The sequence below is a fragment of the Blastopirellula marina genome (assembly GCF_002967765.1).
GTDB lineage: Bacteria > Planctomycetota > Planctomycetia > Pirellulales > Pirellulaceae > Bremerella > Bremerella marina_A.
This window is the reverse complement of the sequence record NZ_PUHY01000014.1, coordinates 69,441-90,321: the sequence shown is the minus strand read 5'-3', so window position 1 is coordinate 90,321 and position 20,881 is coordinate 69,441. Positions and strand designations below refer to the sequence as shown.

Below are 20,881 nucleotides of genomic sequence, written 5' to 3'. Positions count from 1 at the left end.
TGTCTCGAAACGCCAAACCGTAAGTGGCATCACAGACGGTAATTGACTGCCCCCGCATAATTGAAGGTAAGCGATCCATCGTGCCGCTCGACGGGTTTTACGGTTTCTGCATTTACGAAGCGGCGATTTTTTTGGAAGATGGTATCAGATCGTTTGACCGGTCTTTCCTAGCTTAACTAACGGTAAATGATATCTCTCATGATGCGTCTGGCTTCCCTCGCACTGATCCTGTCCCTCTGCTTCCTACCCGTTACCAGTACGGCCCAAGGCCTGGGTGACGACTTGCTTCAAGGCCTGGAAGGTTTTGATGGCCTCGGAGGAGGTGGCGCCAGTGATCCCGGATTGAATGTGTCGGCTAAGTACGTGGTCGATCCCTCTGGAACGCATGGCGAATTAAGCATCACCGCGAGCGTTGGTAGCGGCTGGTGTCTCTATTCGACGACACAGCCTAAAGGCGGGCCGCTGCCTACCAAGTTGAAAATCGCCGATGCTCCGGCCATCACGGCGCTGGGAACCTTCAAGCCTGATCACAAGCCCAAGATCGTTCCTCCGGACGAGATCATCACCGTTGCGCAAGAGAAGTTCTACGGCTCGACAACGTGGACTGCCCCGTTCCTGCTGGCAGAAGACATCAAGCCTGATGCTTTGAACATCAAGGTGATTCTCGATGGTCAAAGCTGTCACGATCGCGGCACCTGCTTCCCCGTCAAAGGAGAAGCGGTCGCCAAGTTCGGTGGCATGAAAGAAGTCCCGCTCGACAAGTCCCTCGTTGCGGAAGAACCGGAGAAACCAGCCACCAACACGCCTCCTGCCGACTACAAGCAGAAGGGTGTCGTTGGTCCCTACAAGTCAGCCAGCGGTCACGTTGTGCTGAGCGGCACCTACAACCCAACAAAGGTTGCTCCTGGCGATCAAGTCACGGTTAGCTTGACCGTGAAGCCTAGCGGCGATTATCACGTCTACGCCTACTCGCCAACCGATTCGACGATTGGGTACAAGTCGACGCAGATTGCCATGTCGGATGTGACCGGTTGGTTCGCCATGCAGCCAACCACCGACAACCCAATCCATGAGAAAGAGTTCGCTCCCGGATTCGATCCGATTAAGTACCACATCGGCGAAACGACTTGGAAGTTTAAGGTTCAAGTACCGATCGATGCCCAGCCGGGCAAGTATCCATTGGTCGGCTACATTGGTTTCCAGACCTGCACCGATGTGACGTGCGATCGCCCGGAAGGCGCAATGTTCGAGGGCATGGTGGAAGTCGGCCCAGGTGCGGCGTTCACCGAATCAGCTCCCTTGGCCTTCTCCAAAGCGGATTACTCCAAAGCAGCCGAGCGCGCGAAGATCACGCATGCTGCTGTTCAAGAAGATGCCGGCAATGACAATGCCGCTGCTCCGCCTCGCGGTGCTGATAATCCGGTAGCAAACAACGACAACGCCGCCCCGCCGGTTGCAGCCGCAGATAGCAACAAACTCGAATGGACCGTGTTGAACCAGCCAGAAGGCTCGAGCCTGGGTTGGATTCTGGTGCTCAGTTTCGCAGGCGGAGCCATCTTGAACCTGATGCCGTGCGTCTTGCCGGTCGTTGGTTTGAAGATTCTCTCCTTCGTCAATCAAGCGGGCAAACACCGCGGTCAGGTCTTCATGCTGAACCTGGTTTACTCGGCCGGGGTGATCTCCGTGTTTTTGTTCCTGGCCGTCCTTTCGACATCGCTCGGAACGATTGTCGGCTTGTTTGTGAAAGCCGAACCAGGAGCAACTGGCGGTTTAGCCTGGGGCCAGTGGAGCGGCAACGTTTGGTACATCCTCGGCATGATCGTGTTGGTTTACACGATGGGCCTGAGCATGTTGGGCGTGTGGGAACTGTCGATGCCCAGCTTCCTGGGAAGTGGCAGCGTTGCTCAAGCTGCGAACAAAACCGGTTACGGAAGTGCCTTCTTCAAAGGGATCGTGACGACGCTGTTGTCGACCCCGTGTAGCGGCCCGTTCCTGGGACCAATCTTCGGTTACACCTTGGCGGAATCGGCGATTATCACCTTCCTGGTGTTCGGCTTCATCGGTCTGGGGATGGCTTCTCCTTACCTGATTATCGGTATCAATCCTCGCCTGATCGCGTTCCTACCGAAGCCAGGTAACTGGATGGTCGCGTTCAAGCAAGCGATGGGCTTCATCATGATGTTGACCGTTGTCTACCTGGTTTACACCATGGAAGACAAATGGGTTGTGCCGACGCTCACGCTATTAGTTGGGTTAGGTGCCGGCTGCTGGATGCTGGGCCAGGTACACACCTTGGAACACCAAACCTCGAAGATGGCGACCACCATTGGCGCGTTTATCGTTTCGATCGGCATCGGCTACTTTGCGTTCAACTACCTGGTGGAAGGTGGTGCCGAGGCGATTGCTTGGGACAAGTACACCCAAGGTCGTTTCGCCGAGCTAGAGACCGACATTCGAGCACGTCAAAACGCCGGCGAAACGGTGATGGTCGACTTCACCGCCGACTGGTGCCCAACGTGCAAGCTGAACTACTACCGCGCGATCAACACCGACAAAGTTGCGCAGTACGTCGAGGCCAACGACATCGCCCCGGTTCTGGTCGACTGGACGACGAACGAAAAGAACGATCCTGTCCAGCTCTTCATCAACAAGCTCGGCTTCAACAGCATTCCCCTGCTGGCCATCTTTCCCGGTGGCCGCCCGGGCGAAGTCTATGTCCTGAGCGACTTGCTCGACGAAGCCACCGTCATCGACGGCTTGAACACGGCCCGAGGCACCTCGAAGAAGGTGCCCAGCCAGACGGCGATGGGCAACTAAGGACATCATGCCCGCTCCTAGGCATAACGGCCTGATGGGCACACCTGCAATCAGAGACTCGGCCTAGCCGCCTCGGGCGAAGCTGAGTCCGAAGATGACGACCACGTGGATTACGACGAACAGTCCTGAGATCAGGAAAGAGCGTTTGATTTCAACGCCGTAAATCGCGGAGATCGCTACGCCTAGCAGGCCAGCGGCGATGATAGCGCCTACAGGAATGCCTGCGATACCCATGGCCAAGTAAAGCCCCGAAATGGCCACGTTGGTTCCGATAGCGCCGCCCAGTGCCAAGCCGCACGCAGCGAGTAAACCTGCGTCTTCATCGTTGATGACCTTTAAAAGTCCGATCAGAGCGCAAGCTTCTAAGAAGATGACTAACATGGCTGCCCCTATTGAGTGCTTCCCTCGGAAAGCAGCTCAAACTAGTTCAGTAGAGGGGCATTGTCCAGTATTTTTCTGGAATCTTAAAGCCTCGTCACTTATCTCGAATTACAGGCGGCAATTGGCGATGTTCGTCTGCAGGATCGCGGAAGCACCCAGTTGATCGAGACGTTCCATCACGTCGATCACTTCCTTCCGCTTCACCATCGCCCGCACCGCACACCAGGCGTTGTCTTCTAGCGGATTGATCGTTGGTGAGTTGAAGCCAGGGGTGATCTTTTCCGCTTCGGCCAATTTGTCACGCTGAATGTTGTATTCCAGCAGCGAGTAGTCTCGAGCGATCACAACCCCTTCCAAACGGCGCACAATGCGATCGGCCAATTCTGGTTGCCGCATCTGCTTGTTCTGAATCAGAACCGTTTCGTAGCTGCCGATCTCGGCGAAAATCTTCAAGCGGTTCGCAGCGAGTGTGCTTCCAGTTTCGACCAAGTCGACAATCGCGTCGGCGATGCCCAGCGAGATCATCACTTCGACCGAACCCGACAGATTCACCAAGTGGGGCTTAGCTCCGTTGGCCTCTAGGTAGTTGCGCGTGACGTTGGGAAAGCTGGTTGCGACGCGGCATTCCTTCATGTCCTCGACGTTCTTCCACTCGGTTTCGTCGGGAACGCACAAAGCCAGACGACACTTGCCGACGCCCAATTTCATGCGGGTTTCGACGTCGACTTCTGCTTCTTCCACCAGGTCGCTGCCGGTGATGCCCATGTCGATCGCCCCTTCGGCACACAACACGGGGATATCATCGGTTCGCAGGAAGGTGATATCGATCGGCATATCGCGCACCCGAGCGAACAGGCTGCGATCTTGTCGTCGGAATTTAAGGCCCGCTTCGCCGAGCAATTCGGTCGCGACTTCGGCCAGACGACCTTTGCTGGGAATACCGATGCGGAAGTTTTCCATGGTGAATGCTTGGGGTTGGGTGCGGTTAGAAATTTTACTTTTGCGGGCGGGAAGCTTTTTCGTCGATGCCGGAAACGCCAAAGCGACGTCCCAATTCCGCTTCCACTTCCGAGAGGGGGATCTCGCGATGTCCGAGCATGACGAACAAGTGATAGATCAAATCGCCCGCTTCGTAGATCAAATGCTGGCGTCCTTCTTCCCCCTCTTCGCCGGCGGCTTCGACCACCTCGGCGGCTTCTTCCATGATTTTCTCGCCAATCTTAGGTACCCCCCCCTTAAACAATTTGGTGGTGTACGACTTTTCCGGCGGATTGGCGCGACGATCTTCGATCACCGCCATCAGCGCGGCCAAGACATTGGTTTGATTACTGGAGTTCGGTTCGCCGGACAAAGTTCGGCCCCTTTTTAAGGAAGAATCAACGCATCAATTGTCCCAGCCCCCTTCGTCGAGTGTCCGGGAATCTAGTATTGTAGTCGCCTAGGGGTAAACTGAAAATTGCACCCCTTTCGAACGTTTTCGCCCGAAGAATCCAGGTCGTCTGGCCTATTGCAGCTTGCTTGAGAATGACGAATCTCTCGACTGACAAAGAGTTTAGTTTCCTTGACGCTTGGTTTTTAAGCGGGGCCACCGCCAGCGGGAAGACCCGCATCGGGCTGTGCTTAGCGAAGAAAATTAACGCGGAAATCATCGCCCTCGACTCGATGTCCCTTTACCGCGATATGGACATCGGCACCGCTAAACCAACGCGGGCAGAACAAGCCGTCGTTCCGCACCACCTGATCGACGTGCTCGATCCGACCGAAAACTCAAGCATTTCGCACTATTTGCAGTTGGCAGCCCAGGCCGCCCAGGAGATTCAAGGCCGCGGCAAACAAGTGCTGTTCGTCGGAGGTACGCCCCTTTATCTCAAGGCGCTGCTGCGAGGTCTTTCGGAAGGACCTGCTCCTGATCCGGCGTATCGACACGCGTTGGAGGAGGAAGCCGCCAAGGTGGGCAACGCGGCCCTGCATGCACGCCTGAAGCAGGTTGATCCCTTGGCAGCCGCCCGCATTCACGAAAATGACACGCGCCGCATGATCCGTGCCCTCGAAGTCCACCGAGCAACGGGCCAACCGATGAGCCATTACCAGTTCGAGTTTGAAGACCATGTCTCCCCAGACCAGTGCAAGTCGTTCTGGTTATCGTGGGATCGCCCCGTGCTGCACGACCGAATTAATGCGCGTGTGGAAGCGATGTTCGAGATGGGTCTGGTCGAGGAAGTCCAGCAGTTGCTCGATAAGCACTCGCCTCTGAGCACGACGGCCTTGCAAGCGGTTGGATATCAGGAGGTGATCGACTACCTGGCGGGCAATCGCGAACTGGAAGCTGCTAAAGATCGAGTGAAAGCCCGAACTCGCCAGTTTGCCAAGCGGCAATGCACGTGGTTTCGCAGCTTGGAAGAATGTCGCGAAGTTCCGCTCGTCGGCGAGCTGGACGCCGAAGCGGTCGCCCAGCAAATCGTCGACATGGCCGGTGATTAGTCGCTGATAGATTTCACCAATAAACTCAGTTCCACCAGTAGACGTAATAGCCCGACAATCCCATCGTCAATCGCAAGAGCAGCGTGACGAGGATGTAGAACGAGAAGTGCAGAAAGCCCGATAGGGGCTGAATATCAAATGAGCCTGCTGCGGCGAAACCACCCATCACCAGGCAAACCGCAGCCGTGATGACAAAGTAGGGCAAGTATTCGTTCAAGTTGTTACTAAGATCCCAGTAACTGATCAGCAGCCCATACAGTCCCCAGATGGCCGCGTAGGCGACCGAGCAGACCAGGACCCGCACCCAAAGCTCTTGCCCCATGTACGGTTCGTATTCGTCGTCGCGGAGGAACCAGTAACCACTCCAGCAAATGGGAATCGCCACCAAAATCGATCCGGCAGCGACCATCCAAGTGAGGCTGTCTTTGTCTTCGGCCGCTGCTCCCACGAAGTAGGCGATCGCGAAGGCGACCATCGTGCAGGCCAGCACCACCCCCATCACCATGGGCGAAAACTTCACGTCGGTGCGCGCAACAGGTTTGAAGACCAGCTTACCTGATGCACTCTTAACGCCGCCAAACTCAGCCTGCTCGCGCAGCACGACTTGTTCGTCGAGTGCGGGAATTTTGATCGGCTTCTTACAATTAGGGCACGGCCCTTCTCGTCCGGCGAACTTGGCGCTCACCTCAAAGCGTTTGAAGCAACTGGGACAGGTTACGCGTATTTTTTCTTGCTGTTCGGCCATGTGGTTCCGCGAAAAGATTCGAAAGCAGGGCTGCCCGTCAAGGTAAAGGATAAGCTGAGCCGCGCGTCTAACATGGCCCGAGGCCACATTTTAGTCAATCGTCTGGCAGATGATAATCGGTTGAATCGCGTCGTGCTAAGTCATTTTGCCCAGGAAACTTCCGATTTCATGGCCCCATTTTTCAGGTCCCCTGGCCGATTTCAACTAGAGAGTCGGTTTCTGACGAGATAATCGAAGGTAAACGCCCTGGCATGGCCGATTACGCGACCTTCCCTTCTCGGCTCAATCCGCGTAACCTAGAACAGGAATCCCCGATGCGGTTTTGCCAGCTCGATTTAGGGGGTTACGCTCGCCTGCGTTGTCCGGTTGGCTTCGTGAGGAAAGCTTTGCAACTTTGTTCGTCTAACTCACAGAAGAAGATCGTGAACGACGTCGCACTCAAGCCCCGTGTGGGGGCTGTCCGTTACCTGAACACGAAGCCGCTGGTTCATGGCCTGGACCGTGATAGCACGCCGTTCACGCTCAGCTTCGACTACCCGGCTCACCTGGCCGATCAATTGTCGCTAGGGCTGCTCGATGTCGCGTTGATTCCCTCGATCGAATACTTCCTGGGGGAAGATTACCGAATCATTACCGATGCCTGCATCGGCTGCCTCGGGCCGGTGTGGAGCGTGAAGATCTTCTTCCGCACGCCACCCAGCCAGGTGAAAACCTTAGCCTTAGACGAAGGCTCGAGAACAAGTGCAGCATTGGCAAAGATCTTGCTGGCCGAGCGCGTTGGTGTTCGTCCCGAACTGCAAGCTCTGCCGCTGGGAAGTGACATGCGGGATTGCGAGGCAGACGCGATATTATTGATCGGCGACCGCGCGATCCATCCTCCGGCAATCGATGCGGTCGAGGTATGGGATTTGGGCGAAACGTGGGTCGAGTGGACCGGGCTTCCCTTCGTGTTCGCGATGTGGGTGGCTCGCCCCGGAATATCGACGGAAGTGATCGCCAAGAGCTTGATGGAAGCCCGCGATGGCGGGATGGATAATCTGGAAATCATTGCCGAGCGGGAAGCGGCCAAGTACCAGCTGACCACGAGCGAGTGTTTCCACTACTTCCACGATAATTTACACTTCACGCTGGGCCCTCAAGAAAAAGAGGGGCTTATGCGATATTACAACTACGCAGTGCAATTGGGACTGGCACCAAGCGGCAGGACACCGATTTACGATGATTGCAAAATTGCTCGATAAAGCCGTCGCCGGCGAACGACTTACTCCGGAAGAAGGCCTGCAGATTCTCCAGTCGAACGACCTTCTGGCGATCGGCCGCGCCGCCGATGCGGTCTCGCGTCGTTTGCATCCGGAGAACTACCGGACGTACAACATCGACCGCAACATCAACTACACAAACATCTGCACTGCCGTGTGCCACTTCTGTGCGTTCTATCGGGGACCGAAGAGCGAAGAAGGTTACGTCCTTCCGCGCGAAGAGATCCTGAAGAAGGTGGAAGAAACGGTGGCCCTCGGTGGCGACCAAATCTTGATGCAAGGTGGCCTCCACCCGAAATACAAGCTGGAGTGGTACGAAGAACTGCTGCAGGATATCAAGCGAGCGTTTCCGCAGGTCAATCTGCACGCATTCAGTCCGCCTGAGATCTACCACTTCACGAAGGTAAACAATCTCTCGCTGCGTGAGGTCCTTTCGCGCTTGAAGGATGCTGGCCTGGGCAGTTTGCCTGGTGGTGGTGCTGAGATCCTGGTCGATCGCGTGCGCGACGTGCTGACCCGCGGTAAGGTGATGACCGACGACTGGCTGAACGTGATGCGGGTCTGGCACGAACTGGGCGGGCACAGCTCGGCCACGATGATGTTCGGTCACGTTGAAACGCTGGCCGAGCGTATCGAACACCTGGAACGTGTCCGACAGCTGCAGGACGAAACCGGCGGCTTTACCGCGTTCATCTGCTGGACCTTTCAGCCGGACAACACCGACATGGCCGATGTTCCAGCTCGCGGCACGTTCGAGTACCTCAAGACGCAAGCTGTCTCGCGGCTGTACCTCGACAACATCCCCAACATCCAATCGAGCTGGGTCACCCAAGGGCTTAAGGTGGGACAGCTCGCGATGCAGTACGGGGCCAACGATATGGGCAGCTTGATGATCGAAGAGAACGTCGTTGCCGAAGCGGGCACAGTTCACTTCCTGACACTGCAAGAGATCCGGGACGCGATCATCGAGCTCGGATTCGAACCACGCCAACGCAACGTCCACTACGAGCTCTTCCCCAAAGAGCACGAAATGAAAGCCGTTCAGGCCAACGCTCTGCGCCAGAAAGAACTGGTGACTCTTACGTAATCTGCGGTTAGGAAGAAATTCTTCACCACGGATTACACGAATAGGCATAGATAAGACATAAAAAACAGCTCGCCAATGGCGAGCTATTTTTGTGTATGTGAAATTTGTGATCACACTTTCTTCAAGCTACTCAGCCGGCTTCAACTGCCACGATTCGTCGAAGAAGTTGGCGTCGACGATCTTTCCTGGCCACAGAGCATCAGGAGCGGTGGTTGTATCGACGATCGCCCAGTCTGGCAGCTTTGGTACCTGGCGGGCATTGTTGAGGTAGGCATATTCGCGGTAGGTGAAACCGCTGTTAATCACTACATACTTCTTAGGATTCAACGGATTGGGATAGATCAGCACCGGGGCGTGCTCGTTCGCCTTGTACGTTTTCTCTCCCACGGTGACTTCGTCCTTACCCCATTGAATGGGCAACTGGTCAGCAATTTTTGCCAACACGGAGTTACTGCCGGGATCGCCAAAGAGAATGAGATTACTGTTGGCGATATCCTCGTCGGAAAGCTTGTCGTCTTCTCTCACGATCGCGTCACCACGAAACTGCCGACGCCACTCTTTGACGAAGTGGTCCATCTCACCGACCGCCCAATCGTTGACCTTCGCATTCCAGGCCTCGCCAGTCGGCCTTACGACAACGAACGAGTCAAGGAATGCATCGTCGATAGGACCTTGCAGACCAGGGACTTTGGCGAGCCCAGTCGGCTCGGACCAACCTTCCTTCCAACCGTCTGCTGTTTTCTCCAGCTTACAGGTCCAGGAACGATCCGTCTCGGGTCCGTCGACTTTCAAGGTTTGTGGTTCTTGGCGTTCGGTTGCGTTGGCATTGAAGAAACTTAGCTGCACCTTCCGGCCCACATACAGGTCGGTTTGCCCTGGCGGGAAGACTAACTCTATTCGCGATACGTTTTCAGTGGCGAGCGAAACGTTGTTTTGAAAATGGACCATCGCTCGGACATGCGCCGGTTTCCAATGTTCCTCCAAGCCATTCACACGAACCCAAAACATCTGCGGATAGCGGAGTGTGAAGGTCGAGAACTGAATGCGACGCGGCGTCGTGTCTCGCCCGATCGCGGCCAAGGTATCTAGCTTGTCCGCGATTATCTTCTTCGAGTCGGCGTGGATCGAGTGTTTCGTTTCGGGGCCAATGATATGCGTCAGCGGCATTTCTTCAGCGGCCAGGGCAGCTTCCATGACATCGGCGGCCTGCTTCTGAATGTCGAGCTCGCCACTGTAGGCGACCGTCGGCAGATTGAACAAATTCTCGGCATAGCCAGGACAGTCGTACCACTGCCAAAGCTTCTTTTCGTACCAGGTCGGTTCCAGCTTTTCCTTCTGAAACACATCGAGGAACAGCGGTGTTTCGGAGAAGCCCGCGCCTGGGTTCGCGGCGAAGAACAAATCAGGGTAATGCACGGCCATTTGCCAGCAGCCGGCGCCTCCCATCGAGAAGCCACGAATTGCCACGCGGTTGTCGTCGATGCGATAGTTCGCTTTGACATCTTCCATCGCTTCCAGGATGTCGATCTCGCCGGCGAATTTGAATGCGTTGCAGTAGCGACCGAAGGGATGCAGCACGATCGTATTCTCTGGCTGGTATTGTCCTGGCTTACGCATGTGTTCGGCTAGGAAGTTTGCCTCCGTACTTCGTTCACCTCGGCCATGCAGCCAAATGTCGAGTCGAAATTTGTCGCCGTGATCGAATGTGTAGTTCTCGGGAATCTCGAGCCCGTACGGCTGGACCGTTTGATCGATCTTCGAGCGATACCCGCGAACGACCAGCCCGGTTTGGGTTGTCCAGGGCGTTTTCCCTTCCATCAGGCTTTCTGCTCGGCTGATTCCTTCCTCAAGCGTTTTCTTCGCGGACTTCACGTCGTTGGGATTGAAAAGTTCCTGATGCTCAAGCGCTTGATGGAGTGCCCGAGAAAAGATCTCGACGTCAGGCAGCATTTGCGGCGTTCGCATATCGCGTCGCATCTGTAACCGCTTGATCAGATCGTCCAGTTTCGCGAGGCCTGATTTGAGTTGATCAGCATCTTCAGCGGGAAGCTCGATACCGATGGGTGGCACGGGGCGAACATCACTGGCAATGTTGTCTGCCGGCCCATCGGCCCAAACAAGCGAAGGTAACAGACAGAGAAGGAGCGTAGGTGGTAGGAGGTGGCGCATGAGGTCGATCCAGGTGGGAATTTGTTAGGCCAGCCTAACCACAGACGTAGCCCTACAAGGATCGATTTTAACTACTACCAACACCTGGGGAAACAAGATGCCCCCAGCGAGACCGCCAACCAGCGAATCGGACTTAGCAGTCTGTTAGCGGTCTTCTTCCACAACTTCCTCGTGGACGATCACTTCATCGTGATCTTTGCGTGGGTCTTTCTCTTCGTACCAGCGGCGCGGCGAATCCCAGCCGAATTCGTCGTGGGCCGTGTAAACGTAGCGAATCCGCATCTTCTTCGGAGGAGGCGGGGCCAGCTTTGGTTCGGGCTTAGGCTCAGGCTCTTCGACCGGCAGCATTGCCAATTCGGGCTCCGGTTCCGGCGCCGGATCGGGTTCGTAGTCGATTTCTGGTTCCGGCTGCAAAATGGCGTCGGCAACGGGGAACTCTTCCTCTTCTTCCTCAACCGGCTCTTCCGCCAGCAAGGCATCCCAGTCGATCGCTGCCGGGCGTTTACCGTCGGCATCCTTCAAGCGGTAGTTCACGTTTTCGTTCAGGTCGACGTCGAAGTCCGAGAGCGACAAGTGATACGAATCGGTGACATCGCTCCCCTTCAAACGATAGTTCACGTCTTCCTGCAAGATGTCGCAGGTAAGGCGAACCGTTTCGGCCGGCAGTTCGACGATCGGTAGTTGAATGTCCTCAAACTCTTCTTCTTTCAGTTCCAGCTCAACGACTGGCTCTGGTTCCGGAAGCGGCATGTACGAAGGGAGCACGACTTCCGTGTATTCCGGCAATTCAAGCTGCATCACTGGTTCCGGCTCGGGATCGTTGATTTCCACGGTCACGACTGGCTCGGGCAGTGGAACTTGCTGAACGACTGGCTCGGATTCCGGTTCAGGCTCTGGCTCCGGTTCCGGCTGGACCGCAACCGGTTCTTCTTGGAGTTCAAGCTGCGGTAGTGGCTGCTCGATATCGATTAGGCCCGGCTGACAAACACCAGTGAACTTCGGCAACTGACGAACGTCTGCGCCCATCTCTTGGAACATGGCCGCAATGTGTTCGTGACAGGTGAAGATCAGCAGTTGGTGCCCTTCGTCCGCAAACTCGCGGAATAAGCGCGCCGTCGCCTTCGAGCGTTTCGAGTCGAAGTTCACCAGCACGTCGTCCAAAATCACCGGCAGCACGCGGCCCTGGCGGGCAAACAAGTGAATCAACGCCAAACGCACGCTGAGAAAAACTTGTTCGCGTGTCCCTTCGCTGAGGTGAGCAAGCGACTTGGAATCGGCGTCTCGTTCTTCGACGAACAGTGTATTCTCGTGCAGCGGTGTCCAGATGCGGATGTAGCGATCGTCGGTCAGCTTTCGCATGTAGCTGGAAGCCAATCGCAGCGTTTCCGGCTGGCGATCGTTTTCGTAAACACGACGGATCTGTTCGAGAATGCATGAGGTCGTGGCGAGCGTCTGCCACTTCTCAATTGCCTTTTCGAGCTGAGCCTCCACTTCGGTAAGTTCCAACTGAGCGTGCAACAGGCGATCGTTTTTCTCGAGCGATTCGAGCTGCACTTTCAATTCGCCACGTCGCTCGAAACACTCCTGCATTCGCTTTTCGGCGTGCTCGTGATCGGCCAGTAGCTTAGCCAATTGTTCGTCGGCATCTTTACTGACAGTCGTTTCAAGCCAGGCTTCCACTTCTTCCAGCGTGGCCTCAGCACCAAGCTTGTCGTCGACTTTTTCGTTTTGGTCTTGGAGTTTCAACTGAAGCTCTTCGACCTCTTCGGTCTTCACGATCCAACTGAGGTACTGCTCTTCATCTTCGCTGGAAGCTTCCTCGAGAATCTCTTCCCGCTGAGCAATCAGTTCCTTGGCTTCTTCAGCCACGCGGCGGAAATCGGCCCGCACCTTCTGTCCTTGCTCGAACAGTTCGGTCCGCTGCTTCTGCTTACTCTCTTGCCGCAGGAGATCGTCTTCCAGCTGAGCCAACAGCTGCAGGGCGTCTCCCGTCTTCGCGGAAACACCGACGTCTTTGGCCAGGTGGGTGATACGTCCCAACAAGGCTTCGCGTTCTCGTTCCGCAATCCCTTTTTCACCGTTGAGTGTCTTCAAACGCTTGCGGAATCGATGGATCTGGGCCAGGTAACGGCCGAGCGACTTGACCTTGTCGGGATTGATATCTTCCGGCAGATCGAGGACTCGCAAGGCGTCCTTCCAGCGGCGCTTGGCCTGAAGAACGGCCTGCTCCATATCGCTGATTTGTCGCGTGCTCGACTCTTGCTTTTCGCGAACTTCGCCAAGCTTGTGTCCCAGCGGGATCAGTTCTTCCAAGCGAGCGAGGTGATCTTCGGCCGTCTTCAACCGAGCCATCAACGCCCCGTTACCGCGTGGCAACAAGATGTCGAGCTCTTTCTGCTCGGCAACGGCTTTGTCCATTTGGCTATCGAGCAGCATCAGCTGGCGTTTGGCCGAATCGAACTGTTGAGCCGATTCGGTATCCATCCGCCGCTTCATCATCACGCCGCCGAAGACCATCAAGCTGCCGAACAGAAACTGAATGACCCCCAGTCCTTCGGCTAGTGCGAGTGGTCGCCACAGAAACGCGTGCAGGGCCAACGTTCCGCCGAGGACGCACATCAGCGCGATGCCAGCCATTTCAGGCTTCGGCATCATTTGGTTTTCCAGCAGGTCGTGCGTTTCCGCTTCCGACTCGCGGTATTGGATGCGAATCTGGTCGATCTTATCTTCGACCTGGATTCGACGGCGAAGCAGATTGACGAGTTCGCCAGCCTTGTTCAGTGCCTTGTTGAGATCTTCTTCCCCCAGCGAAGTGAGCGATTCCTCGACTTCACTTTCAACTCCAAGAAGCTCTTCTTCGTGCGTTGAAGTATGCTTGCGAGCTTCCTCGAGCTGTTGCGTTTCTTTCTCCAGCGTTCGAAGTGGATCGCGGAGCGAGCGTAGTTGTTTGCGCGTCAGATCGGGCCGCTTGCCGGCACGTGTCTTAACGCCGCATTGATCCCACAGATCGTCGATCTCGGTATTGATCTGCGCGATCTCTTCGTCGCCACGCTCTAACTGCTGCGTGAGCGAGAGGATCCATTGCCGCTGTTCACCAAGCGCGTCGACACGTGCGGCTTGTCGGGCGAGCTCCTGATTGACAGGAATCGCACTGTGTCGTTCGCGTAGCTCGGTGTATTGAGCACGTAGATCGCGGCACTTGGTTCGCTTTTTGGAGATCTGATCTTGTAGGCCGTGCAGCTGCCGCAGTGTCTCACGCGAGACATCCGGCAGTTCGCCGTACGAATCGATCTTCTCTTGCAGCTTATCACGGCGCTGAATCTCAGGCCGCAACGCCTGACTGAGTTCGACGAACTGTACCAAACGTTCCAGGTCGTTGACCTTCAACTGGAACTGATCGATTTGCGTTTGCAAGGCCCGGCGTTGATTCAGGAGGTTGGACCATTCCTGCGTACCACCGCGAAGCTGCTCGATCTCCCGCTTGAGAACCTGATGCTTTTCGAGCAATTGATCGACAAGGGCTTCCTCTTCCCCACCAGAAATCAGTCGGCAGCGTGAGGTTTCCAGCTCGCGCATCACCTCGGCCAACGAGATTCGATCGAGGCCGCTGGTTAGTTCATAGATTTTTTGGGCGGCGACACTATCATCTAACGTCGCCAGCAACTGCATTTCGCGTAAACCGACGGCGAAAATGTTGCTGTAGGTCAGCCGGTCGACCCCTTCCAGCAGCGCATCGAATTGCGCTCGGCTTTGACGCGAACCATCGTTGGCTTCGACCCAGACTTGCTCTTCGCTGCCGTCATGGTTGTAGCGGCGGACCACTTTAAAGCGGCCCATCTGGCCGGTCACACGAAGCGCACCGCCAGGCTCGCCACCGTGCAGCGGTGGTAAATAGCGACGTTCGAGATCAGGTTCCGGGCCGTACAGCATCGTACGCAGAAAGTGCAGCAGCGTACTCTTGCCGGCTTCGTTATGGCCAAACAGGACCGTGATCGTCGGCGAAAGCTGCTCGACACTCAGGTCGTGCCAAACACCGAACCCGTCGATTTGAACTTGATTGAGTTGCATCCCTTCACTCCTTGAGATTGCCCAGTTGCAGGCAGCCGGCGGACTGGTTTATCACTCGGCTCGCAGCAATTGGACGCCTAACCGGCGTGCGTCTTGCAACACGCGGCGGCGGTTTTCTCGTGATTCGATGGCGACTGCCTCGGACAGCTGACTTTCCTCATGGCCAGGGGCCAGGAAAGTATGCAGGTCGATCGGCAGGCTGGGATCGGCGGCGAGCTCACGCGTCAAACGTAAGTAATCGCCACAGATCGATTGTTCCTGGTACCACGCTTCGGGAATCACCGCTCCCGTTTCGACAGTCAGTTCGTACGTCCACGAACCCATCGGTTCGAGGCCGAACTGTTTGTTCAATTCGTTGGTGACTTGCTGCCAGGTTTCTTCCTTCAGCAGTTCGCGTGTCGCTTCGTTGGCAACAATGACTCGCCAGTCGATCATCAACTGGCGGTTGCCCTTGGTGGTGTTGAGCGTGTTGAGCCGGTTGCGAATGATCTGCGTCAGGTCGCTCACCTTTTTGCAATTTTCCAGCTCGATAATTTCACTTTGCCAGCGGCAGACGTCCGTGGGGATCGCTTCCATGGCGATGTCCCCTTCTTCGTCGACTTCCACCAGCGTGCAACTGCGTTGGCCATTGTGGGTGATGGTACGTCCCTGGGGCGAGCCAGCGTAAATGGCGATTGCCGGGGAGGCGTTCAGCTTGTCGCGAAGCTCTTTTCCCCCGAGGGCCCAATAAGGAATCCCGCTGCGGGCGATCGATTCCGATTCAAAGTCGCCATGCAAAGCGGCGATGGTGAACAAGCCAGCAGCATCCGGGCGAAACTGGCCCCAGCTAGGATCACGACCGATAAAACCTTGGGCGATAATATTGCAGATCGCATCCTCATCGCGAGTATGCAGAATCTCGATCGGTTTGCCGGGGCCAATCGTATGGACGTTGGCAGGCAAGTGAATGGAAGCTGGCCAACGAGCTGGCGGATCGCTTTCGCCACCAACCCAGTAAACCTTGATACCGGCGTCGTTAAGCGTTTCAAGTTGATCGAGCAGAAATCCGACAATCACCGGGCTGCTTTGCCGAACGTCGAGTACGTTCCCCGTGATCAGGACGAAGTCAACCTCATGCAGCAGCGCATTCTCGACCACTTGCTGAAAGGCCTGGCGCGGAGCGCTCAGGAAAATTTCGCGCAGATGTTTCGGAACTTCGGCGAGTCCGCCGAGTGGTTGATCGAGATGAATGTCACCGGTCTGGATGAACCGGAAGGGGGAACCAGGCGTCACGGCCTCTCTCCATGGCTGACGGCCCTCGAAATGTCAAGCGATAGCATCGTGCATGCTGGCACTGCCCGACTAGTTTAACGAAACGACAAAGTTTCGCCTATCCAGATTTATTCAAGTCAAACGGCCTAGAGTGCCGAGACGCCAAAACCCACCTGCAGAGGTAACCCCTCACCATTCAACAGTGTGCACATCTCAAGACAGCTTTGTCGTGACGTCTACAAATGGCAAGCAAACGCCTACCGCAGCAAACACGACCAACATAAAGGCGAGAAGAATGAAACTGGTAAACCAGATCCAGGTCACCCATTGATAGCGACGCGGCAAATAGCAGACGGCGACAGCTGTGGGCAGATCAAACAGCAACAACCAAATGCCTAGTAGGTACGAGTAATTGACGAAAAAGATCGAGATGTGATAGACGAGCTCTGTGATGGGCGCTAAATCGAGATCTTGCAGATCGGCAAACTCCATGGACATGGGCACCGTTTTCACGAAGACCAGCAACAGCCCCGCTGCTACCAAGACATGAACTGCCCAAGCGATCATCGAAATCAAAAGTCGTCCGAGGATCGTCGCCAGTGTGAGTTTGGATTGATCGCTAGAGATAGGTTCTTCCTGAAATGTCGTGGCATAAGGATCCACTGCGATCGTCTCCCCGTCTACCAAAGGCTTACCGTCGGACTCTAGCTAGGAAATTAAATCTTAACCGAATCACATCGTCCGCGATCGCGACTAATGAGGGCAATCGACGAATCTTAAAGAAATTGGTCGTCCTACGGCCGACACCATTTGGGCGGCGGCACCCCACAAGTGGACCTGACCGATCAGCCGATATTTACGATGAAGTTCTTCGTTGCCACAACGAGCAAAACAAATAGCAAAACCATCCCGAGCAAATAACTGCCAAACCAAAGCCAGGTCAACCAACGAAAGCGGCGGGGTACATAGGCGAGAGCGATCGCAAACAGGAGGTTGATCATCACCTGGGCTGCGACAATCAGGTACCAATAACTTGCCATCGTGTTGGCCAAGTAGAAAACCCACTGCGAAACCACTGGCAACTCTATCCCCAAGTCCTCGGCACCTTGGCGTATCGTTGGGACAAATCGGACGTAGGCCATGACGACAACGCCGGGAATAATACAGTGCACTACCCAGCAGTTGAAAGACAAAATGAGTTGTCTCTTAGGGTCATCCGGCCCTGAAATGGTGGAGTCTGAATCAGGAGAGTCCGGCGGTTCATATAAAGATGTTTCGTATGGTTCCATCGCGAAGGACGCTCCCCGTCAGGATTTATTTTCGCTGAGCCCTAGCGGAAGGTCGTTTCTGGGGACCTTTCGTCGCGGCTGGCTGGGTTTTCGCCTTCGAGGCATTCGGGTTATCGGCCTGGCCGGTTAACTCGTAAAGGAATCGGCTCGTCTCGGTTGGGCGGGGCTTACCCCATTTCTTTCGTGCCAGGGCGAACGAGAAAGTCAGTCGCTCTTGAGCGCGGGTGATTCCGACATAACATAAGCGGCGTTCTTCTTCGATCGCTTCGTCGCCGTCCTTCAAACTACGCTGATGCGGCAGGATACCTTCTTCCATGCCGACCATATAAACGTAGGGGAATTCGAGCCCTTTGGCGGCGTGCAGGGTCATTAGAATGACCCCGTTCTTTTTGAGTTGCTTTTCCTTCTCATTGTCGAAGCCGTCGCCTGCCAAGGCGGTATCGTCGAGGAAGCCAGCCAGGGTAGCTTTCTTTTTCTTCTTTTCCTCGTAGGCACTCACGGCGTTGACTACTTGTTCAACGGCCGCTTCGCGAGATTCGCGGTCGTTGGGGTCAGGGTAAAGCCGCTGGAGTTCCTGCTGGTAACCGATCGCCCCGATCAAATCGCGGACGATATCGGTCAGCGAGTCCTTGCCCAAACGGCCGTGATAATGCTTGACCAAGCGAACAAACTTTTGAATCGCGTCGGTGGTCGTCGTCGATGCCCCACCTCGCAGCGCGGCAGCCTGAGGCAGCACATCCCACAGCGGCTTGCCCTCGTTGGTTGCGTGATCGAGCAAGTCTTTCACCGTCTTTTGCCCGATCCCACGCGGTGGTACGTTGATGATTCGCAGCAGGGAGACTTCGTCTTGATGCGAATTGATCAGCTTCAAGTACGACAAGATGTCACGTACTTCTTTACGATCGAAGAACGACATTCCACCGATCAAGGTGTAAGGAATGTTCATTGCCCGGAACTGCTGCTCGAACGCTCGCGGCTGTTCGTTGGTACGGAACAAGATGGCGAAATCACGTGGTTCGACGTTGGGATCGTTGATTTTGCGGGCGATATCGCCAACGACTTCCTCGGCTTCTTTTTCCTCATCCTTGAAATACAGGACCTTGGGCTGGTCGCCGCCAGGTCGAGCCGCGTTGAGGATCTTGTCGTAGCGAGTCGTATTGAAGGCGACCAAGCGGTTGGCGACGGTGAGAATCGCACTGGTACACCGGTAATTGTCGGCCAGGTAAATCATCTTGGCGTCCGGCCAGTCTTCGCCGAAACGCAAAATGTGTTTCACTTCGGCCCCGCGCCACGAATAAATCGATTGGTCGTCGTCCCCCACCACGCATAGATTACGGTGCCCTTCGGCCAAACCGCGGACGATGCGGTACTGCGAGGCGTTGGTGTCTTGGTATTCGTCGATCATCACGTGATCGAACATAGCCGCTTCCTGATCGCGAACGTCGGGGAAGTTCGTGAACAGCTCTTCGGTACAAAGCAGCAAATCGTCAAAGTCGAGGGCACCGCACGATTTGAGCGCGTTTTGATAGCGCCGAAAAGCAACGGCTGCCAGGTGTGCCTTATCGGTATCAGCATGGGCGAAGGCATCCTTCGGGCGGATACCGGCCGATTTCCAACGACTGATAAAGTTGAGTAAGTCCCCCGGGCGGAGTGTTTCGTTGGGGACGCGGATTTCGCGTAGAACCCCCCGGGCAACCATTTCCTGATCACTACGATCGTAAATGGTGTAGGTGTTTGGATAGCCCAGGTGGTTAATATGTCGACGAAGAATACGAACACAATGAGAGTGGAACGTCGAAACGACCGGTTCGTCCTCGGTATGCTTACCCAGCAGTTTGAGGGCCCGCTCCTTCATTTCGGCGGCCGCTTTGTTGGTAAACGTCACGGCCAGAATTCGTTGTGGCTTGATACCATGCCGAATAAGATTGGCGATCCGGAATGTCACCACGCGGGTTTTGCCCGAACCAGCCCCGGCCAACACCAGCATGGGGCCTGACAACGTATTGACCGCTTCTTGTTGTGGCGGATTGAGTCCGTTCACCCGATTCTCGTCCGAATAATCCGTTTAGTTTTCCTAGCAGCCTGTTGAATTTCTCAGATCGGCTACGTTATTGAGATTGGGGCGAGGGCAAGGCGTGAGTCCGTAGGCATATCCACTAGATATGTCGAGGAATTCACAACGCCGCAATCGCCCCAATCTCAATTACTCGCTAACGAAGCAGAAAATCAATAGACTGCTAACCATTGGCCCGGCTTTTGCCGCGTACTAGGCCAGGAAAACGATACCCTGAAAAGCCCATTGATGGTACGAGTTTGTCCCCCCAGATTTCAATGGGGTCTTGCCTAACTTTCCAAGTCATGTCGCGAACAAGTTACGCCAGCGCGTAAATCACGGCTAAAATGGCGGTCTTGATGCACGAAAACTTCCCTTCCCAGCGCAAACCGGATTTCGGCATGCTCGAGCCGTGGAAAACATTTATTTCCAGGTTTTTTACTCGGTGGATCGAACACGACCATTCGACGTCGGCTGCTGCGGTCGCTTTCTACGTTATTTTCTCACTGGCACCGATTGTGGTCTTTTCGATTTCGATCGCCGGCCAGATTTTGGAGAACGACGCGGGTGCCCGCGAGATGGCGAGCGAGTTTCTCGATAATGCCATCGGCGAAAACTACGGCAAAGCGATTGTCGACCAGGTGAAGCTGTCCGCATTTCGCAAAGCAACCGTCTTGCCGACCGCGTTTTTCAGCTTTATCGCGGTTTGGAGTGCCTCAGCGACGTTTATGCAACTGCGGGTCGCACTCAATCGCATCTATGGCTTCACGGTCGAGGGACTACGTGGCGGTTTGATCTCAGTGGTTCTCGGCCGCGTGCGAGCAACGCTGTTTTCGATCGGTACCGGATTGCTGCTGGCCTTAGCGACACTGCTTAGTACGTGGTCGCATTCCATTTGGGTGAGACTGCCGATTGGCCGCTTCATTTCGCTGGAGAACCAGAACTTCATCACGTTCCAAGTCATCTCGTGGGTGGCCGTGGCAATTGTCTTCTATTGCATGCTGCGATTCCTACCCATGAAGCGCCCGCCCTGGCGAGAAGTGCTAGGCGGTGCGATCATCGGCACGGCCCTGTTCCAAGGTGGCAAGTACATCATCAACCGAGTCGCCGAAGGCAACGTCGTCGCCACCGCCTACGCCACGAGTGGCGCTTTGGTGATTACCGTGATGTGGATTTTCCTCTCAGCCCATGTGCTGCTCTTCGCTGCCGAAGTTGGTCACATGCTGTTCTCGCCGGTCGATAGTCCATTCGCAAAGTATCGGAAGCCAAACGACGATTAGC

The 20,881-nt window shown here is 55.5% G+C and carries 15 protein-coding genes; 5 read left to right on the top strand and 10 right to left on the bottom strand.

Annotation, left to right across the window (positions count from 1 at the left end; all coding sequences use genetic code 11):
- Nucleotides 1–198 precede the first annotated feature (198 nt).
- On the top strand, nucleotides 199–2,817 hold the full coding sequence (locus C5Y83_RS23080; RefSeq protein WP_158262481.1) for a thioredoxin family protein: 2,619 nt from the start codon (nucleotides 199–201) through the stop codon (nucleotides 2,815–2,817).
- A 63-nt stretch (nucleotides 2,818–2,880) separates the two neighbouring features.
- On the opposite strand, the gene C5Y83_RS23075 is transcribed toward C5Y83_RS23080, so the two are convergent.
- From C5Y83_RS23075 to C5Y83_RS23065, 3 genes are all read right to left on the bottom strand, one after another.
- On the bottom strand, nucleotides 2,881–3,198 hold the full coding sequence (locus C5Y83_RS23075) for a hypothetical protein (protein WP_105332165.1): 318 nt from the start codon (nucleotides 3,196–3,198) through the stop codon (nucleotides 2,881–2,883).
- A gap of 108 nt (nucleotides 3,199–3,306) precedes the next feature.
- Nucleotides 3,307–4,158 carry an ATP phosphoribosyltransferase gene (gene hisG, locus C5Y83_RS23070; protein WP_105332164.1) on the bottom strand — a complete coding sequence of 284 codons (852 nt, stop codon included), beginning with the start codon at nucleotides 4,156–4,158 and terminating at the stop codon, nucleotides 3,307–3,309.
- A gap of 34 nt (nucleotides 4,159–4,192) precedes the next feature.
- The gene (locus tag C5Y83_RS23065) at nucleotides 4,193–4,549 is read right to left on the bottom strand and encodes a phosphoribosyl-ATP diphosphatase (RefSeq protein WP_261341475.1); all 357 of its coding nucleotides are present in this window, start codon (nucleotides 4,547–4,549) and stop codon (nucleotides 4,193–4,195) included.
- Between the two features lie 173 nt (nucleotides 4,550–4,722).
- Between C5Y83_RS23065 and miaA the strand changes: the two genes are divergently transcribed.
- Nucleotides 4,723–5,679, top strand: a complete 957-nt coding sequence (gene miaA, locus C5Y83_RS23060; protein WP_105332163.1) for a tRNA (adenosine(37)-N6)-dimethylallyltransferase MiaA — start codon at nucleotides 4,723–4,725, stop codon at nucleotides 5,677–5,679.
- A gap of 25 nt (nucleotides 5,680–5,704) precedes the next feature.
- Here miaA and C5Y83_RS23055 read toward each other — a convergent pair whose 3' ends face one another.
- Complete coding sequence (locus tag C5Y83_RS23055) at nucleotides 5,705–6,424, bottom strand: hypothetical protein (RefSeq protein WP_105332162.1); 720 nt, start codon at nucleotides 6,422–6,424, stop codon at nucleotides 5,705–5,707.
- Nucleotides 6,425–6,675: 251 nt separating this feature from the next.
- On the opposite strand from C5Y83_RS23055, the gene C5Y83_RS23050 reads away from it, so the two are divergent.
- Both C5Y83_RS23050 and mqnC read left to right on the top strand, forming a co-directional pair.
- A complete protein-coding gene (locus C5Y83_RS23050; RefSeq protein WP_233207335.1) occupies nucleotides 6,676–7,665 on the top strand; it encodes a menaquinone biosynthetic enzyme MqnA/MqnD family protein in 990 nt (329 codons plus the stop codon).
- On the top strand, nucleotides 7,643–8,770 hold the full coding sequence (gene mqnC / locus C5Y83_RS23045) for a cyclic dehypoxanthinyl futalosine synthase (RefSeq protein ID WP_105332161.1): 1,128 nt from the start codon (nucleotides 7,643–7,645) through the stop codon (nucleotides 8,768–8,770). The genes C5Y83_RS23050 and mqnC overlap by 23 nt, the downstream gene beginning before the upstream one ends.
- Before the next feature lie 126 nt (nucleotides 8,771–8,896).
- On the opposite strand, the gene C5Y83_RS23040 is transcribed toward mqnC, so the two are convergent.
- From C5Y83_RS23040 to C5Y83_RS23015, 6 genes are all read right to left on the bottom strand, one after another.
- Nucleotides 8,897–10,939, bottom strand: a complete 2,043-nt coding sequence (locus C5Y83_RS23040) for a prolyl oligopeptidase family serine peptidase (protein WP_105332160.1) — start codon at nucleotides 10,937–10,939, stop codon at nucleotides 8,897–8,899.
- Nucleotides 10,940–11,083: 144 nt separating this feature from the next.
- On the bottom strand, nucleotides 11,084–15,007 hold the full coding sequence (locus tag C5Y83_RS23035) for an AAA family ATPase (RefSeq protein ID WP_105332159.1): 3,924 nt from the start codon (nucleotides 15,005–15,007) through the stop codon (nucleotides 11,084–11,086).
- A gap of 51 nt (nucleotides 15,008–15,058) precedes the next feature.
- Entirely contained in the window at nucleotides 15,059–16,279 is a 1,221-nt protein-coding gene (locus C5Y83_RS23030) for an exonuclease SbcCD subunit D (RefSeq protein ID WP_105332158.1), read from the bottom strand.
- Between the two features lie 192 nt (nucleotides 16,280–16,471).
- Nucleotides 16,472–16,921, bottom strand: a complete 450-nt coding sequence (locus C5Y83_RS23025) for a hypothetical protein (protein WP_105332157.1) — start codon at nucleotides 16,919–16,921, stop codon at nucleotides 16,472–16,474.
- Between the two features lie 182 nt (nucleotides 16,922–17,103).
- Nucleotides 17,104–17,400 carry a hypothetical protein gene (locus C5Y83_RS23020; RefSeq protein ID WP_146117891.1) on the bottom strand — a complete coding sequence of 99 codons (297 nt, stop codon included), beginning with the start codon at nucleotides 17,398–17,400 and terminating at the stop codon, nucleotides 17,104–17,106.
- Nucleotides 17,401–17,572: 172 nt separating this feature from the next.
- Complete coding sequence (locus C5Y83_RS23015; protein WP_105332432.1) at nucleotides 17,573–19,534, bottom strand: ATP-dependent helicase; 1,962 nt, start codon at nucleotides 19,532–19,534, stop codon at nucleotides 17,573–17,575.
- A gap of 425 nt (nucleotides 19,535–19,959) precedes the next feature.
- Here C5Y83_RS23015 and C5Y83_RS23010 point away from each other — a divergent pair, with 425 nt between their 5' ends.
- Nucleotides 19,960–20,880 carry a YihY/virulence factor BrkB family protein gene (locus C5Y83_RS23010; RefSeq protein WP_158262480.1) on the top strand — a complete coding sequence of 307 codons (921 nt, stop codon included), beginning with the start codon at nucleotides 19,960–19,962 and terminating at the stop codon, nucleotides 20,878–20,880.
- Nucleotide 20,881 lies beyond the last annotated feature (1 nt).

Coding starts and splice junctions, on each gene's coding strand:
- C5Y83_RS23080 (WP_158262481.1), top strand. CDS start 199: ATGATGCGTCTGGCTTCCCTCGCACTGATCCTGTCCCTCTGCTTCCTA.
- C5Y83_RS23075 (WP_105332165.1), bottom strand. CDS start 3,198: ATGTTAGTCATCTTCTTAGAAGCTTGCGCTCTGATCGGACTTTTAAAG.
- hisG (WP_105332164.1), bottom strand. CDS start 4,158: ATGGAAAACTTCCGCATCGGTATTCCCAGCAAAGGTCGTCTGGCCGAA.
- miaA (WP_105332163.1), top strand. CDS start 4,723: ATGACGAATCTCTCGACTGACAAAGAGTTTAGTTTCCTTGACGCTTGG.
- C5Y83_RS23055 (WP_105332162.1), bottom strand. CDS start 6,424: ATGGCCGAACAGCAAGAAAAAATACGCGTAACCTGTCCCAGTTGCTTC.
- C5Y83_RS23050 (WP_233207335.1), top strand. CDS start 6,676: ATGGCCGATTACGCGACCTTCCCTTCTCGGCTCAATCCGCGTAACCTA.
- mqnC (WP_105332161.1), top strand. CDS start 7,643: ATGATTGCAAAATTGCTCGATAAAGCCGTCGCCGGCGAACGACTTACT.
- C5Y83_RS23040 (WP_105332160.1), bottom strand. CDS start 10,939: ATGCGCCACCTCCTACCACCTACGCTCCTTCTCTGTCTGTTACCTTCG.
- C5Y83_RS23035 (WP_105332159.1), bottom strand. CDS start 15,007: ATGCAACTCAATCAAGTTCAAATCGACGGGTTCGGTGTTTGGCACGAC.
- C5Y83_RS23020 (WP_146117891.1), bottom strand. CDS start 17,400: ATGGCCTACGTCCGATTTGTCCCAACGATACGCCAAGGTGCCGAGGAC.
- C5Y83_RS23015 (WP_105332432.1), bottom strand. CDS start 19,534: ATGCTGGTGTTGGCCGGGGCTGGTTCGGGCAAAACCCGCGTGGTGACA.
- C5Y83_RS23010 (WP_158262480.1), top strand. CDS start 19,960: ATGCACGAAAACTTCCCTTCCCAGCGCAAACCGGATTTCGGCATGCTC.